This window comes from Anaerolineales bacterium, assembly GCA_019637755.1.
Classification (GTDB): domain Bacteria; phylum Chloroflexota; class Anaerolineae; order Anaerolineales; family UBA11579; genus JAMCZK01.
Genome location: JAHBVC010000001.1, coordinates 1,069,035 through 1,090,685 on the forward strand (window position 1 = coordinate 1,069,035; position 21,651 = coordinate 1,090,685).

At 63.3% G+C, this 21,651-nt stretch carries 26 protein-coding genes; 13 read left to right on the plus strand and 13 right to left on the minus strand.

Annotated features, from left to right (window positions below; genetic code table 11):
• Positions 1–4: 4 nt before the first annotated feature.
• The 9 genes from KF821_05215 to KF821_05255 all read right to left on the minus strand — a co-directional run bounded on the left by KF821_05215 (position 5) and on the right by KF821_05255 (position 5,748).
• Positions 5–520, minus strand: a complete 516-nt coding sequence (locus KF821_05215; protein MBX3005208.1) for a Dna2/Cas4 domain-containing protein — start codon at positions 518–520, stop codon at positions 5–7.
• Positions 521–522: 2 nt separating this feature from the next.
• Positions 523–759: a hypothetical protein gene (locus tag KF821_05220; GenBank protein MBX3005209.1), complete on the minus strand. Its 237-nt coding sequence runs from the start codon at positions 757–759 to the stop codon at positions 523–525.
• A complete protein-coding gene (locus KF821_05225) occupies positions 756–1,376 on the minus strand; it encodes a haloacid dehalogenase (GenBank protein ID MBX3005210.1) in 621 nt (206 codons plus the stop codon). The genes KF821_05220 and KF821_05225 overlap by 4 nt, the downstream gene beginning before the upstream one ends.
• Before the next feature lie 17 nt (positions 1,377–1,393).
• Entirely contained in the window at positions 1,394–1,726 is a 333-nt protein-coding gene (locus KF821_05230; GenBank protein MBX3005211.1) for a DUF3467 domain-containing protein, read from the minus strand.
• 6 nt (positions 1,727–1,732) lie between these two features.
• Positions 1,733–2,182, minus strand: a complete 450-nt coding sequence (locus KF821_05235) for a single-stranded DNA-binding protein (GenBank protein ID MBX3005212.1) — start codon at positions 2,180–2,182, stop codon at positions 1,733–1,735.
• Between the two features lie 204 nt (positions 2,183–2,386).
• On the minus strand, positions 2,387–3,193 hold the full coding sequence (locus tag KF821_05240; GenBank protein ID MBX3005213.1) for an ABC transporter permease: 807 nt from the start codon (positions 3,191–3,193) through the stop codon (positions 2,387–2,389).
• Positions 3,190–3,987 carry an ABC transporter permease gene (locus KF821_05245; GenBank protein MBX3005214.1) on the minus strand — a complete coding sequence of 266 codons (798 nt, stop codon included), beginning with the start codon at positions 3,985–3,987 and terminating at the stop codon, positions 3,190–3,192. Before KF821_05245 ends, KF821_05240 begins: the two co-directional genes overlap by 4 nt.
• On the minus strand, positions 3,974–4,954 hold the full coding sequence (locus KF821_05250) for an ABC transporter ATP-binding protein (protein ID MBX3005215.1): 981 nt from the start codon (positions 4,952–4,954) through the stop codon (positions 3,974–3,976). Before KF821_05250 ends, KF821_05245 begins: the two co-directional genes overlap by 14 nt.
• 29 nt (positions 4,955–4,983) lie before the next feature.
• Entirely contained in the window at positions 4,984–5,748 is a 765-nt protein-coding gene (locus tag KF821_05255; protein ID MBX3005216.1) for a hypothetical protein, read from the minus strand.
• A 48-nt stretch (positions 5,749–5,796) separates the two neighbouring features.
• Here KF821_05255 and KF821_05260 point away from each other — a divergent pair, with 48 nt between their 5' ends.
• On the plus strand, positions 5,797–6,138 hold the full coding sequence (locus tag KF821_05260; protein ID MBX3005217.1) for an aspartate 1-decarboxylase: 342 nt from the start codon (positions 5,797–5,799) through the stop codon (positions 6,136–6,138).
• Here the strand turns inward: KF821_05260 and KF821_05265 are convergent.
• On the minus strand, positions 6,129–6,503 hold the full coding sequence (locus tag KF821_05265) for an MmcQ/YjbR family DNA-binding protein (protein MBX3005218.1): 375 nt from the start codon (positions 6,501–6,503) through the stop codon (positions 6,129–6,131). The two genes, KF821_05260 and KF821_05265, sit on opposite strands and share 10 nt — an antisense overlap.
• The gene (locus KF821_05270) at positions 6,500–7,516 is read right to left on the minus strand and encodes an NAD-dependent epimerase/dehydratase family protein (GenBank protein ID MBX3005219.1); all 1,017 of its coding nucleotides are present in this window, start codon (positions 7,514–7,516) and stop codon (positions 6,500–6,502) included. Before KF821_05270 ends, KF821_05265 begins: the two co-directional genes overlap by 4 nt.
• Before the next feature lie 177 nt (positions 7,517–7,693).
• On the opposite strand from KF821_05270, the gene lexA reads away from it, so the two are divergent.
• From lexA to KF821_05310, 8 genes are all read left to right on the plus strand, one after another.
• Positions 7,694–8,392 (plus strand): transcriptional repressor LexA, encoded by a 699-nt coding sequence (lexA, locus tag KF821_05275; protein MBX3005220.1) that lies wholly within the window; start codon positions 7,694–7,696, stop codon positions 8,390–8,392.
• A 127-nt stretch (positions 8,393–8,519) separates the two neighbouring features.
• Entirely contained in the window at positions 8,520–9,482 is a 963-nt protein-coding gene (locus KF821_05280; GenBank protein MBX3005221.1) for a hypothetical protein, read from the plus strand.
• Between the two features lie 30 nt (positions 9,483–9,512).
• Positions 9,513–10,136, plus strand: coding sequence for a sugar transferase (locus KF821_05285; protein ID MBX3005222.1), 624 nt, complete (start codon positions 9,513–9,515; stop codon positions 10,134–10,136).
• An 8-nt stretch (positions 10,137–10,144) separates the two neighbouring features.
• On the plus strand, positions 10,145–11,059 hold the full coding sequence (locus tag KF821_05290) for a thiamine pyrophosphate-dependent dehydrogenase E1 component subunit alpha (protein MBX3005223.1): 915 nt from the start codon (positions 10,145–10,147) through the stop codon (positions 11,057–11,059).
• A 40-nt stretch (positions 11,060–11,099) separates the two neighbouring features.
• Positions 11,100–12,116 (plus strand): hypothetical protein, encoded by a 1,017-nt coding sequence (locus tag KF821_05295; protein ID MBX3005224.1) that lies wholly within the window; start codon positions 11,100–11,102, stop codon positions 12,114–12,116.
• A gap of 6 nt (positions 12,117–12,122) precedes the next feature.
• Complete coding sequence (locus tag KF821_05300; GenBank protein MBX3005225.1) at positions 12,123–13,220, plus strand: NeuD/PglB/VioB family sugar acetyltransferase; 1,098 nt, start codon at positions 12,123–12,125, stop codon at positions 13,218–13,220.
• Positions 13,221–13,283: 63 nt separating this feature from the next.
• Positions 13,284–14,177: a site-specific DNA-methyltransferase gene (locus KF821_05305; GenBank protein MBX3005226.1), complete on the plus strand. Its 894-nt coding sequence runs from the start codon at positions 13,284–13,286 to the stop codon at positions 14,175–14,177.
• Positions 14,178–14,831, plus strand: coding sequence for an O-methyltransferase (locus KF821_05310; GenBank protein MBX3005227.1), 654 nt, complete (start codon positions 14,178–14,180; stop codon positions 14,829–14,831).
• On the opposite strand, the gene KF821_05315 is transcribed toward KF821_05310, so the two are convergent.
• Positions 14,832–15,836, minus strand: coding sequence for a hypothetical protein (locus KF821_05315; GenBank protein ID MBX3005228.1), 1,005 nt, complete (start codon positions 15,834–15,836; stop codon positions 14,832–14,834). It lies immediately after the preceding gene.
• Between the two features lie 38 nt (positions 15,837–15,874).
• On the opposite strand from KF821_05315, the gene KF821_05320 reads away from it, so the two are divergent.
• The 4 genes from KF821_05320 (at position 15,875) to KF821_05335 (ending at position 20,175) form a co-directional block, all read left to right on the plus strand.
• Positions 15,875–16,417 carry an LOG family protein gene (locus KF821_05320; protein MBX3005229.1) on the plus strand — a complete coding sequence of 181 codons (543 nt, stop codon included), beginning with the start codon at positions 15,875–15,877 and terminating at the stop codon, positions 16,415–16,417.
• Positions 16,417–17,208 carry a hypothetical protein gene (locus tag KF821_05325; GenBank protein MBX3005230.1) on the plus strand — a complete coding sequence of 264 codons (792 nt, stop codon included), beginning with the start codon at positions 16,417–16,419 and terminating at the stop codon, positions 17,206–17,208. The genes KF821_05320 and KF821_05325 overlap by 1 nt, the downstream gene beginning before the upstream one ends.
• A gap of 238 nt (positions 17,209–17,446) precedes the next feature.
• On the plus strand, positions 17,447–17,725 hold the full coding sequence (gene rpsO / locus KF821_05330) for a 30S ribosomal protein S15 (GenBank protein MBX3005231.1): 279 nt from the start codon (positions 17,447–17,449) through the stop codon (positions 17,723–17,725).
• 212 nt (positions 17,726–17,937) lie between these two features.
• Entirely contained in the window at positions 17,938–20,175 is a 2,238-nt protein-coding gene (locus KF821_05335) for a polyribonucleotide nucleotidyltransferase (protein MBX3005232.1), read from the plus strand.
• A 76-nt stretch (positions 20,176–20,251) separates the two neighbouring features.
• On the opposite strand, the gene KF821_05340 is transcribed toward KF821_05335, so the two are convergent.
• Positions 20,252–21,226: a hypothetical protein gene (locus tag KF821_05340; protein ID MBX3005233.1), complete on the minus strand. Its 975-nt coding sequence runs from the start codon at positions 21,224–21,226 to the stop codon at positions 20,252–20,254.
• Positions 21,227–21,651: the final 425 nt, after the last annotated feature.

Below are 21,651 nucleotides of genomic sequence, written 5' to 3' on the forward strand. Positions count from 1 at the left end.
TTTCTTAGTGTATCCGTTCAGTACAATCCTGGCGGTAACCGCAGGACTGGCAGCGCGCCGCCTGCTGGTGCGAACGGTGCACCTCCACCTGGCGCATGCTCTGGCGCATGGCGCTGAGCAGCTCGAGCACCTCGGCCTCCAACGCGGCGGTGAACTCCACCTGGAAGCTACGCTGCGGATAGCGCAAAATGCCATACGGTGGCCGGCGCTGCAAGCTGCGCGCCACCAGCAAGCAGTAGGCGGCCAATTGGTACACATGCGAAGGATAGGGCCTGGCCGGCGTGCGGCCACTTTTGACCTCTACCGGCACCAACCCGGCGGCGCTTTCCACTAAGTAATCCGGCCGCCCCACCAGCCCCAACGCCTCGTCAAACAAGGCCTGCTCCACACGGCGCTCTACTCCCGTGTCGGAGTACACCACCGCCCCGGCGGGCAAGCCCAAGCCGGCGCGCTGGCGCTGGCTCCAGCCCCACAGCAGCACAGCCAGCAAAAATAGAAGCGCGGCCCAGGCAGCGTACATATCTAGCCCGCCCACTGCCGCGCCAGCAGCAGCACGGCTGCCAGCAGCAAGGCCAGCGCCAGCCCGCGCTGCCAGGCCAGCGCCTGCCAGCGCCGCCCGTGGCGCAGATGCTGGCGGCTGCCCTCGAGCAGCTCGGCGATGTTTGCCTGCGGCACACCCTGGCGGCGCAACCACCAGGCCCGCTGGCAATAGATGTACTCGCCGATCTCAGAAGCTTTGATCCACTCGCGGCTGCTCATGCGTCGTTGAGCTTCTCCTCGAGCGAGTGCAGGCGCGCCTCCAGGCGTTGCTGGCGCAGGCTGATGGTCATGTCACCACGCGTGCGCTCCACCAGGCTGCGACAGATGTCCGTCAGGCGGCGCAACCCGCGCGTGACCGCATCGGGGTAATCCATCGTCACCAATACGGCGTAGATCTCATCCATTTCGCCGAGCAGGCGCTCGGCTTCCTCGGAATGGCCGTGACGCAGGATGTCCAGGCAGCGCCGGCGCAGTTCGCCCACCGCTTCGGAGAGGCCCTGCAAGTAGGTCGCCGATTCCACCTGTAGCTCCTGCGGGCTGGGCAGCGCGGCATTGTTCACCAGGGCGCGCACCAGATTGGCTTCAGCATATTCTTTGAGGGCATCCTGGGTGTAGCCGGCAAAATACAGATCGGGAAAGTTCTGCAAGCCGGCGCGCAGCGCCGCGGCCAGATCGGCCGCCGCCTGCAGCTCGGCGGCCGCGGCGTCGGGCTCGTCGCGGTGAATGGCGCGAATGGCTTGCGAGCAATGCCGGGTGAGCTGGCGGGTTTGCGCCAGGGCGGCATCGCGCGCTGCGGTTTGGGCTTCCAGGTCCGTGCGAATGCTGTCTGCGATCATGGCAAGGCGCGGCGCGCTCATGTCTCCGGCTCCTCGGGAGTGTGCAGCGCGCCGAACAGATCGTCGGCCAGGCTCTTGCCTTCGGGCAGCTTCACTTCCCCAAATTGGCTTTCATAGCGGGCCAGGTTCTCCTGCAAGGCGCGCTGCAGCAGCTTGGCGCTGAGCGGCGACATGAGCACGCGACCTTTGATGAACACATCCAGTTCGCCGGGCAGCCGCCGGCCGAAATCGAAGACGAATTCGGCCGGCGAATGCGCCACGCGCACCACATTGCTGTACAAGGCATCTACGCCCGGTGCGATCACCAGGCGTGGGCGCCGCGGCGGGGTGGGATCGGTAGGCTGGGCCATGGCTGCCTAGAAGGGGATCTCGTCCTCGCTGCCGCCCAGCATGCCATCCGGCTCCGCCGGTACGCCGCCGTAGTCGCCGCCGCCAGCGCCCATATCGCCACCGCCGCCGCGCCCGCCGAGGAAGACGACGCGTTCAGCGGTGACCTCATACGAGGCGGCCGGGGTGCCATCCTGGCGCGTCCACACCCGCGGGCCACCGCTGGCTTTATCCGGGGTCATGCGCCCCTCGATCATTACCTGGCTGCCGGTCTTCAGGTATTGGTTGCAGATCTCCGCCTGGCGCCCCCACGCCGAGATGCGGAACCACACCGTTTCTTTGATCTTCTCGCCATTTGAGCCGGTGTACTGGCGATTGCTGGCTACGTTAAAGTTGGTGACCGCCTGGCCCCCGGGGGTATAGCGCATCTCAGGGTCACGCCCCAAATTGCCGACGATGGTGATCTTGTGATAAGACATGTTTTTCTCCTGTTCCCAAAATAGGTACGCAAAATAGAGTTAACAAAACTCAAGGGTTTTAGCTATTCAGTTAAGTCGTTGGTGGGGCTCCTTTTCGGATGAGCGTTTGAGTACGTTTCCCAGGCTGATTACCCGGTGCTAAATAAAATTCACTCACCGACACTTAAATTATAGACCATCTGTGCGAAACAAGTCAACAGGGGGCTAAAACGCCTCCAGTGTGCCGCGCCGCTTGGCAAACGCTTCAAACCAGCGGAACATGAGGTAACCCAGCGCAACATAAACGAAGCCAAACAACAGCTCCCCGGCCAGCAAGTGGCTGACCTCAGCCAGGCTGGCCCCGCCCACGATCTGGCGCGCCGCGGCAATGCCGCGGGTCAGCGGCAGCGCCTGGCCGATCGCCTGCGCCCAGGCGGGCAACAGCGCGGTTTGCACATTGGCGCCCGAGAACAACAGCAGCAGGAAGAACACCGTGTTGTTGACGAACATTACATTCAAAGTCACCAGGCTAAGGCAGCCGCACAGCAGCCCCAGGCCGCAGGTACTGAAGGTGGTGATCACGATCACCAGCGCCAGCGCGCCCAGGTTGGCCTGCGAGAGATCCAGCCCCAGCAGCACCACGCCCCAGAAGAAGCCCAGCACTACGCCGAAGGCACCGTCAATGATGTGCATAAAGGCGCGCCCGAAAAAGACGGTCAGGCGATTGGCCGGCGAGCCAAACAGATACAGCAAAGTACCGTCCCGCCGGTCACCGCCGATGCTCATGGTGACGCCGTAAATGCCGCTGCTCGCGGCGATCTGGAGCGCATTGCCAACAATATAGAAGCTGGCCTCGCTGCCATTGCTGGCGTACTTGCCCAGGAATACAAAAAAGAGCATATAGCTGAGCGGGCTGACCACCTTGGAGGCCAGGTAGGTCATCGGGCGGAGCCAACGGAACAGCGCCACATACGAGAGCAGCGCACCCTCAAAGAAGAGACGGAAGTTGTTGCGCAGTGTGCGTAGGCTCATTGCATTCCCAGCGTGCCTTCAACGCGCGCCTTGTAGAGTACATAGCGAAACAGCCAGCGGCTGCCCAGTAGATACAGCGCGCTGAAGCCCAGCATCATGCCCCAGCACAGCAGCATTTCCTGCGGGGTGGCGCTGCCGGCGGCGCTGGCCTGCAAGGCGCGCCCGGCCCAATACGGAGTCAGCAGCCAGCTCAATGGCGTGGTCCAGCCTGGCAACAGCGCGATCGGAAACAAAAAGCCACACAAGATGTACACCGGGAACTCCAGCCCGTTCTGCCAGTGCTGCACCGCCGGGCTGATGATGAACAGCGAGGCGATGATCAGCCCAAAACAGATGAAAGCCACCACCGTTACCACCAGGCTGGCGATAAAAAGGCCGGGTTGGGCAATGCGCACATCCAACTGGAACAGCCAGGCCACCAGCGTGTAGCTCACCACCATGGAGAGCAGCGATTGCAGCACGCTGGCCAGATTCTTGCCGAAGACGATGACCTGCAGCGGGATCGGCACGGCCACCAAATTCTCCAGCGTACCGGTCCAACGCTCGCCGGTGATGCTATTGCCGCATACGAACAGCAGGCTGCTCCACAGGCCGGTCATGCCGCTGCCCACCACCACGAACATCGCCTGGTCGCCGCCGCGCGCTTGCAGCATCCACAACGCCAACAGGGCGATGATCATCGGCTGCACCAGCACAGTGAAGATCACGAACGCATCCACAAAAACCTGCTTGATGGTGATCTCACCGCTCAGCGCGGCCGCATGCCAGTATTGGCGCAACTTAGTCAGTGACACGCGTGTCTCCCACCAGGCGCACATAAGCATCTTCCAGGGTCGGCTCGCGCGAGGTCACCCGCCCGATGCGCTGGCCTTCCAGCATATGCATCAGATCCGGGATGGCTTCGGCGCCACGCTGGGTATGGATGGAGAGCAGTTGCGTCTGCTCGTAATCCTTGATCGAAACGTTATCCACAAAGGCTGCGGCGCGCAGGCGCGCCACGATCTCCTCGGCAATGCCGAAGCCTTCGATTTCGATCACCGATAGGTCTTGCACCAGGGTCTTGAGCTTGGCGGGCGTATCCAGCGCGACGATGCGGCCCTTGTTGACCACGGCGATGCGCTGGCACAGCGCATCCGCCTCAAACATGTAGTGCGTGGTGAGCAGGATCGTCTTCTTCTGCGCCTGTAGGTTGCGCACCACCTGGCGCAGATCGCGCGCCCCCACCGGGTCAAGCCCGATGGTGGGCTCATCCAGGAAGAGGATGTTGGGGTCATGGATCAAGGCGCGGGCGATGTGCAAGCGCTGCTTCATGCCGCGCGAGTAACCTTCCACTTTCTCGTGCGCCCGTTCGCGCAGGCTGACCATTTCGAGCAGTTCAGGAATACGGCGAGCGGCCACGTCCGGATCCACGCCGTACAAGCTGGCAAAGTAGCGCAAATTATCCCAGGCAGACAGGCGCCAATACAGGCCGCGCTCCCCACCGAAAATGAAGCCGATGCGGCTGCGAATGGCTTCGGCCTGGCGCACCACATCGTAGCCGCCCACGCGCGCCTCGCCGCCACTGGGGGCCAGCAGCGTAGTGAGCATCTTGGTGGTGGTGGTCTTGCCGGCGCCATTGGGGCCCAGCAAGCCGAACAGCTCGCCTTCCTCAACGGCAAAAGAAACATCTTCCACCGCCACCACTTCTTTCACCTGGCGGCGGAAGTGCCCCACGTGGGTCTTGTAGACCCGGCGCAAATGGCTAACTTCGATCGCGTTCACTACAGCTCCTACATTGCCATGGCGGCGGGCTAACGCTCCACCTGCCACACCTTCAGATCCGAGAACCCCACCGAGATGTCGCTTTCGCTGGCGGCGTGTACAAAGGCGCCCAGTGTGCCGCGATACAAGAGCGAATCGGTCACGCTGAACAGATAAAAATCATTGACGAAGAAATGCATCTGCCCGCCGGCCGCCCACACCCCCAGCCGGGTAGTGCTGGGCGCCAGGGAGGGCACGGCCCCGCTGCTCAGCCAGTCGGCCTGGCGGCTCAGGGCGCCGTTGTAAAAACGATCCACCTTGGCACGGCCATCGCACGAGAGCGAAAAGCGGAAATGGTTGCCGTCCTGGGCGCGTAGCACCAGGCCGTATTCATCCTCAGCGTGGCAATAGCTGGTGGTGGCGGTCAACTCTGCATAGAAATCGCGAAACACCGGCTCGCTGCGCGTGCTCACCAGGTAACTGTGCGCGCTCTTCAGCACCAGGGTCAAGCGCCCATTGGCGATCTGCGCACTGGCGCTGGCCGAACGGCTGGTGCTCCATAGGCTCGCATCGCTAAAATCATCCGCCAGCAGCAGCTCCGTGACGCCGGGGCGCATATCCGGCGTGGGGCTCAATACCGCCGTGGGGAACGGCGAGGGCGTGGGCGTCGGCGGGAACCACACCGGCGTTTCGCTGGCGGTGGCCGTGGGCAGCAAGGCCTCGGTGGGCAGCTCCTGCGCGGCGAGCGGCACAAAGCAGGCAGACAGTAAGACGCTGCCCATCAGCAACGTCAAAAAAGAACGGCGCAAGATCACGGCGTTATTATAGCCAGCGCCCCCAGCCAGGGAGTAGAATCAGCCCCTATGCGCATCCTCGTTCGCTCTAAGATCCACAATGCCACGGTCACCGAAGCCAATCTGGCGTACATCGGCAGTATTACGATTGACGAAGAATTGGTGGAACGCGCCGGGCTGTGGCCGGGCGAAAAAGTGCTGGTGGTCAGCAATACCAGCGGGCAGCGCCTGGAAACCTATGTGATCGTCGGCCCGCGCGGCAGCGGCACGATCACGATGAACGGCGCCGCCGCCCACCTGGTGAAAGCCGGCGAGCAAATCATCATCATGGCTTTCGAGATCAGCGCCGAGCCGGTGGAAGCCACCTTCATCCTGGTGGACGAGAACAACAAGTTCGTGCGCTACTTGTGAGCGCGGCGCGGCTTGCGCTCCAGCAAGCGGTGCCCTTCCTGCAGTAAGCGCTGCAGCTCATCCCAATCCGTACCTTCATCCAGATACGCACCGATCCAGCCCTGGCTGCCCTGATAGGGTGGCACAAAATAGCGCTGCGGCGCGGCCTGCACCAACAGGTCGCGTTCGGCCGCTTCGGCCTTGATCCACAGCGCGTTGCGCCCGGCTCCATGATGGTTGGCGGCACTGGCGAACATGGCATACATGCGCCCGCCGCGCCGCCAGGTGGGCTCGCCCCAGGCAGCCTGCTCTACACTCCCTGGCAGCGCGGCGCACAGCCGGCGCACCCGCGCCAGGGCGCGCGGGGTGGCCGCAGGTGGCTTCATGCGGCCTGATAGCGTTGGCGAATGGCCGGCACGAGATATTCGTCAAAACAGCGCGCCTGGTCCAACTCGGGCGCCCAACCCCAATCGGCGCGCGCGGCGGCATCCTGCATGTCCATCGGCCAGGCATCCACGATGCCCTGGCGCTGGGCATGCGGCGCAAAGGTGATTTGCGCCGCCGGAAAGGCGGCCAGCACCTGCTGGCGGAAGGCTTCGGCGGAGAGGCTGAAACTGGTGACGTTATAGGCGTGCCGGGTTAGGGCGGCACGCGGCGCGGCGGCCAACTGCAACAGGGCGCGCACGCCATCCGGCATGGCCATAAAGGGGATTGTGGCATCTGGGCGCACAAAGCAGGCATACGCCTGGCCCTGGGCGGCGGCGTGCAACATCTCCGGCCCGTAATCGCTGGTGCCGCCGGTGGGCAACGTGAAGGCGCTGATCAAGCCGGGAAAGCGCAACGCGCGGAAATCCACGCGCACCGGGGGCTGCTCATCCAACTGGCGATAGTTCTCGGCGTAGTAGCTGCCCAACAGTTCCACCGCCAGCTTATTGGCCCCGTACATCGTGGTGGGGTGCAGGTGCTCTTCTTCGGCCAGCGCACCGGCGGCGTGCTTGGCCTCCAGGCTGGGCAAGCCGTAGACCGCCATCGAACTGGGGAAGAGAAATTTCACCGCCTCGCCGTGCGCCGCCGATTGCGCCGCGGCCAGCTCCAACAGCAAAACGCTGGCCTCCACGTTCACTTCGTGGGCCAGCGCTGGGGAGTGCTCTGCTCGGGTGGAAAGCAGGGCGGCCAGATGGAAAATAGTATCGAGGTGGTGCTCGGCCGCAATCTGCTCCAGCACCGCCGGGTCAGCCACGCTGCCGCGCACATGCGTAGTCAGCGCGGCCAGCTCGGCCGGCATCGGCGCCAAATCCAGGGTGAGCAGCCGGTGCGTGCCAGCCGCGGCCAGGGCGCGCACCAGCGCCTGGCCAATTTCGCCGGCCGCGCCGGTGATCAAGATCGTCTTTTTCTGCATCGCAACCTAGCGTTTTCGCTGAGCGGCAGGTGCCGCACGCTGCGTATTATAAAAGGCTGCACCACGCTCCCCACCAAATCTGGCTTCAAGGCGCTTGACGCAGAACGCTTGTTCATGTTATTCTGTATTAGCACAAATGACCTACAAAGCGAGTCAAGTGCTGGGAGTACGCAAATGATGATGGCCAAGAGACGCAAAGGTTTGAGCGAACGCCACAAGAAGATCCTGGATCTGCTGGAACGCTACCAGGATGAAAATGGCTACCCGCCCTCCATCCGCGAGATCGGCAAGCAGACCGGCATCTCCTCCACCTCGGTGGTCAACTACTACCTCAACCAGCTCGAAGAAGAAGGCTACATCGAGCGCGATCGCAAGATCTCGCGCGGCGTGCGCCTGGTGAAGGGCATCAGCTCTGCCGCCACTGCGGTGCGCGAAGCCATCGAAGATCTGATCAAAGTGCCGGTGGTTGGCCGCATCGTGGCCGGTGCGCCCATGCCGGTGCCCGGCTCTGACTTCGCCTATTACGATCAGGATAGCGGCGTTGAGATCGCCCGCAGCCTGCTCGGCCCCGGCGACAAAGAAGAAGACCTCTTCGCCCTTGAAGTGCAGGGTGACTCGATGGTCGATGCCATGGTCAATGATGGTGACATCGTGGTAATGAAAAAGGCCCAGGATGCACGCAACGGCGAAATGGTGGCCGTGTGGCTCACCGATCGCGACGAGACCACCTTGAAATACTTCTACAAAGAGAACGGTGGCATTCGCTTGCAGCCCGCCAACCCCACCATGCAGCCGATCTTTGTGGATAACCCGCGCGCCGTACAAGTGCAGGGCAAAGTGGTCATGGTCATCCGCCAGATGGCCGCCCCCAACTAACCTACTCCTGCACCCAACCCTACTAACCCGAAAGCCCGCCATCCGCGGGCTTTTGTTATCTCGCCAACCCTCGCGCCGGCCGCAAACTGGCCCAGCAGTTTTGCTGCATACGCTTAGAATATGGCGCATGTCCAGCCCACGCGAACGTATCCTGGTGACGCTGCTGCGCGAGATCGCCGCGGAACAAGGCTATCGCTTCACTAGCTTCTCGCAAGATTGGATCCTGCGCCTGGCGCGCCAGGGCCAGGCGCGCCACGTGTTCGGCTTCAACTTTGAGATCAACTCGGCCACCGCGCTCTCGCTGGCCGGCGACAAGGCGGCCGTGGCCGCCCTGCTCGCCGATCAAGGCGTGGCGCACATCGAGCATCGCTTTTTCCTCAACCCCAGCCGGGCCGCCTATGTGCCCGATCACGGGCATTGGCCGGCCATCCTCGCCTACGCCGAAGCGCAGCACTACCAACTGGTGGCCAAGCCCAACGACGGCACCGGCGGGCTGGGCGTGACGCATGTGCAAACCCAGGCGCAATTGGAACGCGCCGTGCAAACCATCTTCCAGCGCGGCCAATCGCTCAGCCTGTCACCCTTCTATCCCATTGATAACGAATTCCGCCTGGTGATGCTGGATGCCGAATGCCAACTGGCCTATAGCAAGCAACGCCCCGCGCTGCATGGCGATGGCCATAGCCACCTGCGCAGCTTGCTGGCGGCCGCCCTGCTCTCCGGGCAGATCAGCCAGGCCCAGGCCAGCGAGGCGCTGGAGCAGCACCAGGGCCAACTGGAGCGCGTGCTGGCCGCTGGCGAGTCGCTCACGATCAGCTGGAAGCACAACCTGGGTGCCGGGGCCACCCCGCGCCCATTGGCCGCCGGGCCGCAGTTGGCCGCGTTGGCGCGCCTGGCCCAGGCCGCCGCCCAGGCGATCAACATTCGCTTTGCCTCGGTCGATATTGTTGAGGTCAGCGGCGAGCTGCGCGTGCTGGAAGTGAATTCGGGCATCATGATGGAGCACTTCGCCCGCCACCGCCCCGAGAACCGCGCCCTAGCCAAGGCGATCTATGCGCGGGCGGTGGAAAAGATGTTTGCCCCGCACTGATAAAATCGGTGCGTGCCCCCGCGTCTCACCATTCCGCGTAGCAAGCGCCTGCTCGATCTGGCCCTGGCCATATTCGGCGGCATCCTGCTGCTGCCGCTGATCCTGCTGCTGGCGCTGCTGGTGCGCCTGTTCCTCGGCCACCCGGTACTCTTCCGCCAGCCGCGCCCGGGCATCGGCGGCCTGCCCTTCACGCTCTACAAGTTTCGCACGATGCGCGAGGCCAGCGGCCCCGACGGGCAACCGCTGCCCGATGCCCAGCGCCTCACCGGCTTTGGGCGCCTGCTGCGCGCCACCAGCCTGGATGAGCTGCCCGAGCTGTGGAACGTGCTGCGCGGCGAAATGAGCCTGGTGGGGCCGCGCCCCTTGCTGATGCGCTACCTCGATCGCTACACCCCGCAGCAGTTCCGCCGCCACCTCACCTTGCCGGGCATCACCGGCTGGGCGCAGATCAACGGGCGCAACAATGTTTCCTGGGAAGATAAGTTCGCCCTGGATGTTTGGTATGTAGACCATTGGTCCTTGTGGCTGGATATAAAGATCCTGCTGCTTACCCCGTTCAAAGTGCTGCGCCGCGAAGGTATCAACCAGCCCGGCAACGCCACCGCCATGGAGTTCATGGGCAGCTCCGCCGCCGAAAAGCACCCGCCGTTATAATGCGCGCCATGCCTACCCACGCCGCGCTGTACCGGCAGCTCTACACCATTCGCCGTTTTGAAGAAACATTGTTGGAAGCCTTCCCCAGCGGCGCATTCTACGGCACTACCCATACCTACATCGGGCAGGAGGCCAACGCCGTGGGCGTATTAGCCCACCTGCAGCCCGGCGATATCGTCTTCAGCAATCACCGCTGCCACGGCCACTTCCTCGCCTATGGCGGCGAGCCCCACGGCTTGTTTGCCGAGCTAATGGGCAAGGCCACCGGGGTGTGCGCCGGCCTGGGCGGCTCGCAGCACCTGCATTGGAAGGATTTCTATTCCAACGGAGTGCTGGGCAGCACCGCGCCGATTGCGGTGGGCACTGCCCTGGCCGAAAAAGAAAAGGGCAGCCCGGCGATCTGTGTCCTCTTCCTGGGCGATGGCGCCATGGGCGAAGGCGTAGTCTACGAGAGCCTCAACCTGGCGGCGCTGTGGGGTGCGCCGGTCTTGTTCGTGGTGGAGAACAATCACATCGCCCAAACTACGCCCACTGAGCTGGCGCTGGCCGGCAGCCTGGCAGCACGCTTTGCCGCCTTTGGTATCCCGGTCAACGAGCTGGATAGCAACGATGTCGATGTGATCTATGCCGCCGCCGCCAGCGAATTTGCCGCATTGCGGCACACTGCTGCCCCGCGGGCGTTGATCCTCAACACCACGCGCTTCGGGCCGCATTCCAAAGGTGACGATACGCGCGATCCGGCGCTGGTGGCCAGTTGGCGCGCCACGCGTGACCCGCTGACCCTGCAAGCGGCGCGCCTGGAGCCCGCCGCCCGCCAGGCACTCGAAAGCGCCGTCGATGCGGAGATCGCGCGTGCCTATGCCCAGGCCGAAGCCGACCCGTTACCTAGCCTCCCCGCGCTCACACAGGCAGGCCGCCAATGATCTGCCAGGCGCAGCATTCACGCTTTACGGGCATGCGGCGATGACTAGCGTACTCGAAGCGCTTACCCGCGGCTTGCATGCCGCCTTTGCCCAGGATGGGCGCGTCTACCTGATCGGCGAAGATCTGCTCGATCCCTATGGGGGCGCGTTCAAGGTCAGCCGCGGGCTTTCCAGCCAATACCCCGGGCGCGTGTGGAGCAGCCCAGTCTCTGAGGCCGCCATCACCGGCGTGGCCGCCGGTATGGCGCTGCGCGGTCTGCGCCCCGTGGTGGAGCTGATGTTCGGTGATTTCAGTACGCTAATAGCCGACCAACTGATCAACAGCATCACCAAGTTCCCGGCCATGTTCAACGGCACGGTGCGCGTGCCGATCGTCATCCGCACGCCGATGGGCGGGCGCCGTGGCTACGGTCCAACGCACAGCCAAACCCTGGAGAAACTTTATCTGGGCGTGCCCGGGCTGCGGGTGTTGGCGCCCAACACGCTCAGTGATCCGGGCGAGTTGTTGCGCCGCGCCATCCTCGAGCAGGACGATCCAGTTTTCTTCGTCGAAAACAAAGTTTTGTATCCCAAGCCCGTGCTGGACGCGCAAACCCTGCAGGATTTTGAGATCGAGCAGACGCAGGGCGAGTTTGCCCCGGTGCACACCCTGCGCCTCAAAGGCGCCCCGCCCCCTACGCTGACGTTGAGCGCCTACGGCTATATGGCTGAGCTGGCCCGCGAAGCGCTGACCCGCCTGGCCTTCGAGCACGAGATTTTCGCCGAGTTGGTGGTGCCTACGCAGTTGGCGCCGCTGCCAGCGGGCGGCGGCCTGGAGCCGGCCTTGGCCGCCGCGCTGCAACGCAGCGGCCGCCTGCTCACGATCGAAGAGGGCACCTATTCGCTTGGCTGGGGCGCGGAGCAACTGGCACGTGCCAGCCAAGCGCTGGGGCCGCGGCTACTGGCCGCCCGCCGTCTGGCAGCGCACGAAGCGCCCATTCCGGCGGTGCGTGCGCTGGAAGAGGCGGCCCTGCCCTCCGTGGCAGACATCCTCCGCACCGCGCGGGAAATGGTATAAAGCCTCATGGCTGATGCCCATCTCATCCGGGTTCCCCTGATCAACCCCAACGAAACCGAAGCGCGGCTGGTGAACCTGGCCGTGAGCAACGGCGCTGAGGTTGCCAAAGGCGATGTACTCGCCACCCTCGAAACCACCAAATCCACCTTCGAGCTGCTCGCCGAGGCGCAAGGCTTTGTGGCCGGCTTGCAAGCCCGCCAGGGCCAGATGCTGGCCGCTGGGCAAGTCTTCCTGTACATCGCCCCCAGCCCCGATTGGCAGCCGCCTGCCGCCAGCCCGGCCACCGCAGAAAGCGGCGCACTGCCCGATGGCCTGCGCATTACCCAGCCCGCTTTGCAATTAGCCCAGCAACACAACATCCCGCTGGCGAGCCTGCCCATCGGCCCAATCGTTACAGAAGCGTTGATTTCGAAGCTGGCGGCCCAACAAGCCGGCGCCCGCGCCATCACCGTCCCGGAGGCGGCCAAGCTGCCCAACGCGGTCATCGTATACGGCGGCGGCGGCCACGGCAAAGCAGTGATCGACCTCTTGCGCGCCGCGGGTGGCTACACACTGGCCGGCGTGATCGACGACAGCCGCCAGCCGGGCGAGCTAGTGTTGGATGCCGCCGTTATCGCTGGCGAGGCAGCCCTGGCGCCACTGCACGCCGCCGGCTGCCGCCTGGCGCTGAATGCGGTGGGCGGCATCGGCGCAATGAGCAGCCGCATCGCCGTATTTGAGCGCCTCGAGGCGGCCGGCTTTGAGCTGCCCAGCCTGATCCATCCTAGCGCCGTGGTGGAGCCCAGTGCGCAACTGGCCGCCGGGGTACACGTCTTTCCGCACGCGTACATCGGCTCGGACGCGCGTATCGGTCAAGGCGCCATCATCAATACCGGCGCCATCGTTTCGCACGATTGTGAGCTAGCCGAATACACCAATCTTTCGCCTGGCAGCATTCTGGCCGGCAACGTGCGCGTGGGCCGCGGCACGCTGGTGGGCATGGGCGTTACCGTCAATCTGGGCGTGCGCATCGGCAGCCTGGCGCGCATCGGCAACGGCGCCACGGTGAAAGATGACGTGCCGGATGGCGGCGTGGTGCGTGCCGGCGCGGTGTGGCCCAGCTAGGCGCCCAAATTATCTCTAGCCAAACCCGCAGGCTGGCTGCGGTTTTCTGTTACATTTCAACCTATGGCGGCAGACAAACCGGATCGCAAGAAAGGCACGCGCAGCCGCGCCTTTGGCTCCTCCAGTCGCGAAAATCACGATGCCAGCAGTTTCTACAATAGCTCGTTGTATGCCTCGCTGCCGGTAGAGAGCACAGCCGCCTATACTCAAGCCGAACTGCCCGCCGAGCTACACAACCGTATTCTTAACCACAGCAGTGAAGCGATGCACGAGCTACCTGATAATAGCGTGCATCTGATGGTGACCTCACCGCCCTACAACGCCGGCAAGGAATATGATCTTGACCTGGACCTGGGCGAATACCTGGCCTTGCTGCGGCGCGTGTGGGCTGAGACCCTGCGCGTGCTGGTGCCTGGCGGGCGCGCCTGCATCAACGTGGCCAATTTGGGCCGCAAGCCCTACCTGCCGCTGCACGCCTTCATCATCAACGACATGCTTTCGCTGGGCTACCTGATGCGCGGCGAGATCATCTGGGATAAGGCCAGCTCGGCCGGCGGTTCGACGGCCTGGGGCTCCTGGCGCAGCGCCAGCAACCCCACGCTGCGCGATGTGCACGAATACATCCTCGTGTTCAGCAAGCAGCGCTTCGGCCGCCCAGCACCTGCGGGCAGCAAGCGCTACAGCGTGCCGCGCGATGACTTCCTGCAGAACACGAAGAGCGTGTGGAGCTTCCCCACGGTGTCGGCGCGCAAGATCGGCCATCCGGCGCCCTTTCCGTTGGAGCTGCCGCGCCGCCTGATCGAGCTATACACCTTCCCCGGCGAAGTGGTGCTGGATCCTTTTATGGGCAGCGGCACTACGGCGCTGGCCGCCCAAACTATGCAGCGCGTCTACCTAGGCTACGAGCTGGACAAAAAGTACATTCACCTTGCCAATCAACGTCTCGAGGGAAAATAAATGGAAAGCCTGTGGCACTCCGTAGATCAATTTGCCGAGCAGCACCTCCACCCCAATGACCCTGCCTTGACGCAGGCCCTCGCCGCGGCACAAGACGCCAAGCTGCCCAACATCCAGGTGTCGGCGATGCAGGGGCAATTCCTGCACATTCTGGCACGTGCCATTGGGGCGCGCCACATTTTAGAAATCGGCACGCTGGCCGGCTACAGCGCCATCTGCCTGGCCCGCGCCCTGCGGGCGGATGGTTTGCTGGTCACGCTGGAGGCGGACGCCACGCATGCCGAGGTGGCGCAAGCCAACTTCGCCGCCGCCGGCCTGGCGCCGCGCATTCGCCTGCTGGTGGGGCCAGCCTTGGAGACGCTGCCTACCCTGCTGGCGGAGTTTGCCCAGCGTTTCGATCTGTGCTTTTTGGATGCCGACAAGGCCAACTTGCCCGCCTATTTCGATTGGGCGCGCCAACTGACCCGCAAAGGCGGCTTGATCATTAGTGACAATGTGGTGCGCGGCGGCCAGGTGTTGGCAGGCGAAGATGCGAACAGTGCGGGGGCACGCACGTTGGTGGAGCTGCTGGGCAGGCAGGCTGGGCCGAGCACGCTGCTGCAAACCGTGGGCAGCAAAGGCTACGATGGCTTTGCGATCAGCCTGGTGGAGTAACTAGCCACCTTCGTCTTGATTGTAGAAATCCACCACGCGCGGCGGCGTCTTGCTGGCGATCATCTCGAAGAAGTATTGCGCTTCCTCGTAGCTGCCATCGTGGCCCTGGTGGCCAATGGCCGGTTGCACGCGCAGCCCCAGCCAGCCCTTCTTGTCTTCGTAGCATTGCAATAACGGCAAGGTTGCACTGCCAAACGGGTTCGTGCGATCGTACTGGTTTTGGATCAGAAACAAGGGCGGTAAGCTTTGCGCCGCGCGGGCTTCAGCATAGATATCCGGCACGCGCTGCAAGCGCGCATCCTCGGCGGCAGCCACTTCGGTATAGCTGGTTTGGATGTTGCGCTTGCGGTAATCATCAATCTTGCTCTTCAGGTCAATGATCGGCGTCATAGCATACACACCGTCTGCCGCGTGCTTGATGCCATGATACAGGGCGGCAAAGCCGCCCATCGAAGCGCCAACGCAAAACCAGCGAGTCTGGCCGCGTTGCTGCAGGGTCTTTTGAATCAGTGCCTGCGTCATCTGCTCAACGTAATTCTCGCCGCCCGTACCCCAGAACCAACTGCCCAGCGACTTCCAGCCGAAGTTGTCATACGGGATCAGCAAATCAAAATGCTTCCAGCTATAGCGCAGGGGATAGATCTCAAAGCCCAGATAGCCATGAAAGACCACCACCAACCCCTTGGAACGTTCCAGCGCGGGGAAGAAGGCGTAGCGCATGCTGCGCCCATCGCTGTGATCATATACATGCGGGAAATGACTGGTGAGGTCTTTGCGGCTATCTTCTTTTTTTAGATTGCTGCGGCTTTGCTTGCGGGCAAAATCGCGAATGGCACTGACGCCTGAGGCCAACATCAGATCCGGGTCGGCATTGGCCAACGGGAAGCGCTGGGCTGGCGGCGCGGTGAACAATGCCGTCACACTGCGGAACGCCTGGCGCGGGCCCAGCACGCGCAGCTTGTTAGTGAAGCGCAGGATGCGGTGTGGCAGGGAAAGTTGGCTCACGAAGAACTCCGAAGGGTCATTATACTTAGGGTCATTCTATGCACATCACCGTATTCGGATCCGCCTCTCCCTTGCCCGGCCAGCCAGCTTATGAAGACGCGCGCCAGTTGGGCGCCCAGTTGGCCGGCGCCGGCCACACTGTGCTCACCGGCGGCTACATGGGCACCATGGAGGCCGCCTCGCGCGGCGCGGCGGAAGCCGGTGGCCATGTCATCGGCATCACCTGCCAACAGATCGAAGATTGGCGCAACGCCCGCCACAACCCCTGGGTGCTGGAGGAGCGCAAATTCGTCACCCTGCAAGAGCGCCTCTACGCGCTGATCGATAGTTGTGATGCCGCGCTGGCCCTGCCCGGCGGCATCGGCACGCTCGACGAGATCGTCACCATGTGGAGCCAGATGCAAACCCAGGCCATGCCCACGCGCCCCCTGATCCTGATCGGCGCCGGCTGGCAGCGCACCTTCACCACCCTGCTCGAGGCGCAAGCCGAGCACATCCGCCCGGCGCACCGCGAGCTGCTGTACTTTGCGGCCAATATCGATGCCGCCATCCAGGCGTTGGGGCACACCGAGGCGGCCTGATGGCCAATGTACAGCTTGGCCAGCTACAACAAGAGGCCGCCCAGCTTTCCACCCACTTTTCTGACCCGGAAACCTATCTCAAGCAGTTGGAGCGTTTGCTGGAAAGCTACGCCAGCCCGATCCACCGCCACGGGCGTGTGCGCGGCATGCGCCCGATTCTGTTCAGCTACGAGGTGCCGGCGCTGGTACTGCACCGCCTTGAACTTGAGCAACAATTCCAGGCCAACCAGCAGCCCGCCGCGGCGCTGGCGGTAGCAGATGCCCTGTGGGCGCGGCGCAGCTACGAAACGCGCCAACTGGCCATTCGCCTGCTGGGCGCTACCCCAGCGTCCAGCCACGAGATCACCGCGCGGCTGGAAGCCTGGAGCGCCGAGAACCAGGAAGAGCTGTTGGTCAGCCTGCTGTTCCAATCCGGGGCACGCGGGCTGGCCGAGCAGCAGCCGCAGGCATTGCTTGCCTTTGGGCGTGTCATGCTGGCCAGCCAGACCCTGCGCAAACAGATCCTGGGGCTGGGCTGCCTGCAAACGCTGCTGAGCAGTCGCGGCTTTGATAATCTGCCGGCGCTGTTCAACGCTTTGTTGCCGATCAGCCAGGACATGCCGCGCAAGCTACAACCTTTTCTGGCGGATGTATTGAGCGAGTTGGCCGAGCGCACACCCAAGGAAACCGCCTTCTTCCTGCAGCAGTTGCTGGCCGGGCAACACAGCGAGGGCTCGCGCTGGGTCGCCCGCCAGGTACTACGCCAGCTCCCCCCGGAAATGCAGGCCAGCCTGCGCGAATTGGCGAAATAGTAGACAGTTCACAGTTGACAGTTGACAGCAAAACCTAAGCAGCCAAGTTCCTTCTGAAAGTTATGGGGGTATCTGTGTCAATCTGCGTTCATCTGTGGTTAAAAACGCCTTTGCAGTCCCCACCCAGTCCGCCACCTGATATAATCTTGGCCTGACTCGACCGGCCCGCGGCAAACACTCCTGTGAGTGCTACCTGCGGGCCAGGAGACCTGCCAAACAAAAGGAGCTTGCAGACGTCATGCCGTTACCAAAAGAACAGAAAGACCAGATCATTGGCGAATACCGCCGCGCCGAGGGCGACACGGGTTCCACCCAGGTGCAAATTGCCCTGCTGACCAAGCGCATTGAGCAGCTCACCGCTCACGGGCAAACCCACAAGAAAGACGTGGCTTCCCGCCGCGGCTTGGTGAAGCTGGTGGGCCAGCGCCGCCGCTTGCTCAACTACCTACGCAACAAGGATTACGAAGCCTACGTTGCGCTGGCAGATCGGCTCAACATTCGCCGCAAGGCCAAGTAAACAAAACGTGGTTGGGCCTGCCCAACCACGTTTTTTGTTTAGCTCGCCGTTTGCGGGGCAGGCGGGCGGGTTTACGGATACACTAGCCCCAATACCAACTAGTGCCTGCCCGTTAGGGGCATTGGTACTTGCCGCCAATTCGCCAAACCAATTGGCGGCAAGTACCAGTTCCTCAACAGGTGGGTTAGGCCCTCAGGGCCTATAGGAGATTTATGAAACCTGAAGTACACAGTTTTACCGCCCAGGTGGGCAACCAGGCGATCACGCTGGAGACCGGCAAGCTGGCTCGCCTGGCCGGCGGTGCCGTCACGGCGCGCATTGGGGAATCGCTCATTTTGGCCACCGCCACAATGAGCCCCTCGCCGCGCACCGGCATTGACTTCTTCCCGCTGAGTGTGGACTTTGAAGAGCGCATGTACGCCGGCGGGCGCATCCCCGGCTCCTTCTTCCGCCGTGAAGGCCGCCCCACCGAAGTGGCCATTCTCACCTCGCGCCTGACCGACCGCCCGCTGCGCCCGTTGTTCCCCAAGGATCTGCGCAATGACGTGCAAGTGATCATGACCGCGCTCTCGGCCGATACCGAGAACGTGCTCGACGTGATCGCAGTGAACGCCGCTTCAGCCGCCATCACCATCTCAGACATCCCGTGGAACGGCCCGGTCGGCGCGGTGCGCGTCGGCCGCATCAATGGCGAGTTCGTGGTCAACCCCACCTACAGCCAGCTCCCCGAATCCGATCTTGACCTGCGCATCGCCGGCACGCGTGACGCCATCCTCATGGTGGAATGCGGCGCCAGCGAGGTGGACGAAGACTCAATGGCGGCGGCGCTGGAACTGGGCCATAAGGCCCTGCAGCCGCTGATCGATATTCAGCTGGAGATGGCCGCCGCGGTGGGCAAGCCCAAGCGCGACTATCAGAAGTTCAGCATTGACGAAGAGCTCAAGAAGCAAGTGCTGGCCCGCGCCGAAAGCGAGCTGGAGAACATCCTCGAGCACACCAGCGGCAAAGCCGCGCAATATGAGGCGATCGACGCGCTGCGCGACACGATCGTGGCCGAAGTGGCCGGTGACGACGCCAGCCTGGCCGGCCCGGTGAAGGAAGCCTTCACCGCCGCCGAAAAGGTTGTGGTGCGCCGCCGCATCATTAACGACGGCAAGCGCCCGGATGGCCGCACGCCGACCGAGATTCGCCCGATCTGGTGCGAGGTGGACCTAAGCCCACGCGCGCACGGTTCCGGCCTGTTCACCCGCGGCGAGACCCAGGTGCTGACCCTGACCACGCTGGGCACGCCCAAGGAAGCGCAGGAGTTGGACAATCTGACCCCGATCAATACCAAGCGCTACATGCATCACTACAACTTCCCGCCCTACTCCACTGGCGAGGCGCGCCCGCTGCGTGGCTCCTCGCGCCGTGAGATTGGCCACGGGGCCTTGGCCGAGCGCGCCTTGGTGGCCGTGCTGCCCACTGAAAAAGAGTTCCCCTACACGCTGCGTCTGGTGTCGGAGTGTTTGTCGTCCAACGGCAGCACCTCGATGGGCTCGGTGTGCGGTAGCACCCTGGCGCTGATGGATGCTGGCGTGCCGATCAAGGCGCCCGTCTCCGGTATTGCCATGGGCCTGATCACCGATGGCAGCAAGTACCAGATCCTGAGCGACATCCAGGGCATCGAAGATCACCTCGGCGATATGGACTTCAAGGTTGCCGGTACCGATAAGGGCATCACGGCCCTACAGATGGACATCAAGATCTCCGGCCTGACGCCGGCGATGATGGCCGAAGCGCTGGCGCAGGCCAAGCAAGGCCGCAAGCACATCCTCGACAAGATGCTGGAAGTGCTGGCAGCCCCACGCGCCGACCTCAAGGATCATGCACCGCGTATCACCACGGTGATGGTGCCGGTTGAGAAGATCGGCGCGGTGATTGGCCCAGGCGGCAAAACCATCCGTGCCATTCAGGAAGAGAGCGGCGCCAAGATCGATATCGCCGACGACGGCACCGTGTTCATCGCCTCGGACAGTGGCGAGAAGGCGCGTATCGCCCGTGAGCGCATCGAAGCGCTCACCGAAACCGCCGAGATCGGCAAGATCTACACCGGCAAGGTGGTGCGCACCACGGACTTCGGCGCGTTTGTCGAAATCCTGCCCAACATCGACGGTATGGTGCACATCTCGCAGCTCGACAGCAACCACGTCGAGAGCGTGGAAAGCGTGGCCCAGGTAGGCGACGAGCTGACCGTGATGGTGACCGATGTGGACCCCAGCGGCAAGATCCGCCTCAGCCGCCAGGCCGTGCTGGAAGGCTGGACCGCGGAGGAAGCGCGCGAGAAGGATAAGGGTGGCGGCAGCCGCCCGCGCGGCGGCGGCGGTGACCGCGGCGATCGTGGCCGTGGCGGCCGCGATGGCGGCCGGGACCGTGGCGACCGCGGTGGTTACCGCGGCGGGCGCCGCTAAGCGCGTACCCGCCAGACTGCAAAAAAAACAGCCCCGCCAATTGGCGGGGCTGTTTTTTCGTTAACTGCGCTGGCGCTCAGGCGCCGTACCATTCCAGCACGCGCAGAGCACGCAAGGTATTCCAACGGCTGGGCTGGCCCTCGGCGACGCCCGGCTCGGCGATGGCTTCCCCTGCATGCACGATGCCCAGCCGCCAGCGGCCGGCCGCATCAGCCTTGGAGGCAAGCAGCGCAACGGCCTCATCCATACGCGCATCCGGGGCAACCCCGGCGGCGCGCATATAGTCTAGCGCGCGCAGGATGTCGTAGCGCCAGCCCCCCGGGAACGAGAATTGGCTCCACGCCGGCCCGCCTTTGCGGTCGTGCTCGATCGCCGCGCCTGTCGAGAGGCGCTTGAAGAGCTTCCGCTCCAGCAGATACTCCTGGCCGCGCACACGGGCCGCGCTGACGGCCACTGAGCTACCTACCGCACGCTCGACTTCCAGCAACCCCTCAAGCACCACCAGGGTCGAGTGAAACGATCCACGCGTGGAGCCGGCATCCTGATCGCAATTCCAGCCGCCGTCTGCCATCTGCTCAAGCAGCAGCCGCTCAACCACAGGCTGCATATCTTCACCGAAATAAGCGCCCACCGTCACCACGCGCCCATTGATACACGGCTCCGATTCACCCGCAAAGAACGGCCTGTGCCACCACCAAATGTCCTGGTCTTTCGGTAGAACCTCTTCGGGGATGTTCATCAGCCACTGCACATTGGTACGCACACGGCTTAGCGCCCGTTGAGCTTGCTCACTCTTGGGGTCAAGCCCCATCTCTTTAAGCAAAAGCAAAGTGCGCAAGGTTAGTGATTCGGGAAGCTTGGGATCTGTGCCCCATAAGCCGATCTCGCTCTGCTCTGCAAGCAATGCCGCTCCCCAGCCTTCAGTAGCAATCCTGGCCCGTTCGGCACGTACCTGCTCAGCAGGTGCATGCGTCAAATCACGCATTACTTGCCAGCGGATACTCGGATCAGACTCAAGCAACCAATCGATGACGCTATCCGTGCTGGGCATAGACTCCTCCTGGAGGATCGAAGTAAAGGCTAGGTATATAGTATCAGCCCACAAAGCTGCCACATTTGTCCAGCGCCTTGATTTCCTCAGCGATTTCCGCCTCTAGCACTATCTTGTGGCACTATGCGGCCAGACGCGCAACGGCCGGCCGCTTGCGCCGCCAGCACAGCTCGCTACCCTGCAGGTAGCCGGCTGCTGAGCAAATACAGGAGGGAAGATGGGTGGAAACTGGCATCAGGCGGTTGAGCGCTCAACTGCCTGATGCCACAGCGACAACAGCGACAACAGCGACAACAGCGACAACAGCGACAACAGCGACAACAGCGACAACAGCGACAAGTGTGACACAACTGACCTGAGTGACACAAGCTACAACGTCTGACTAAAACGCTCTTGCCATTCCGACGAATGGCGTAGCCGTGGGG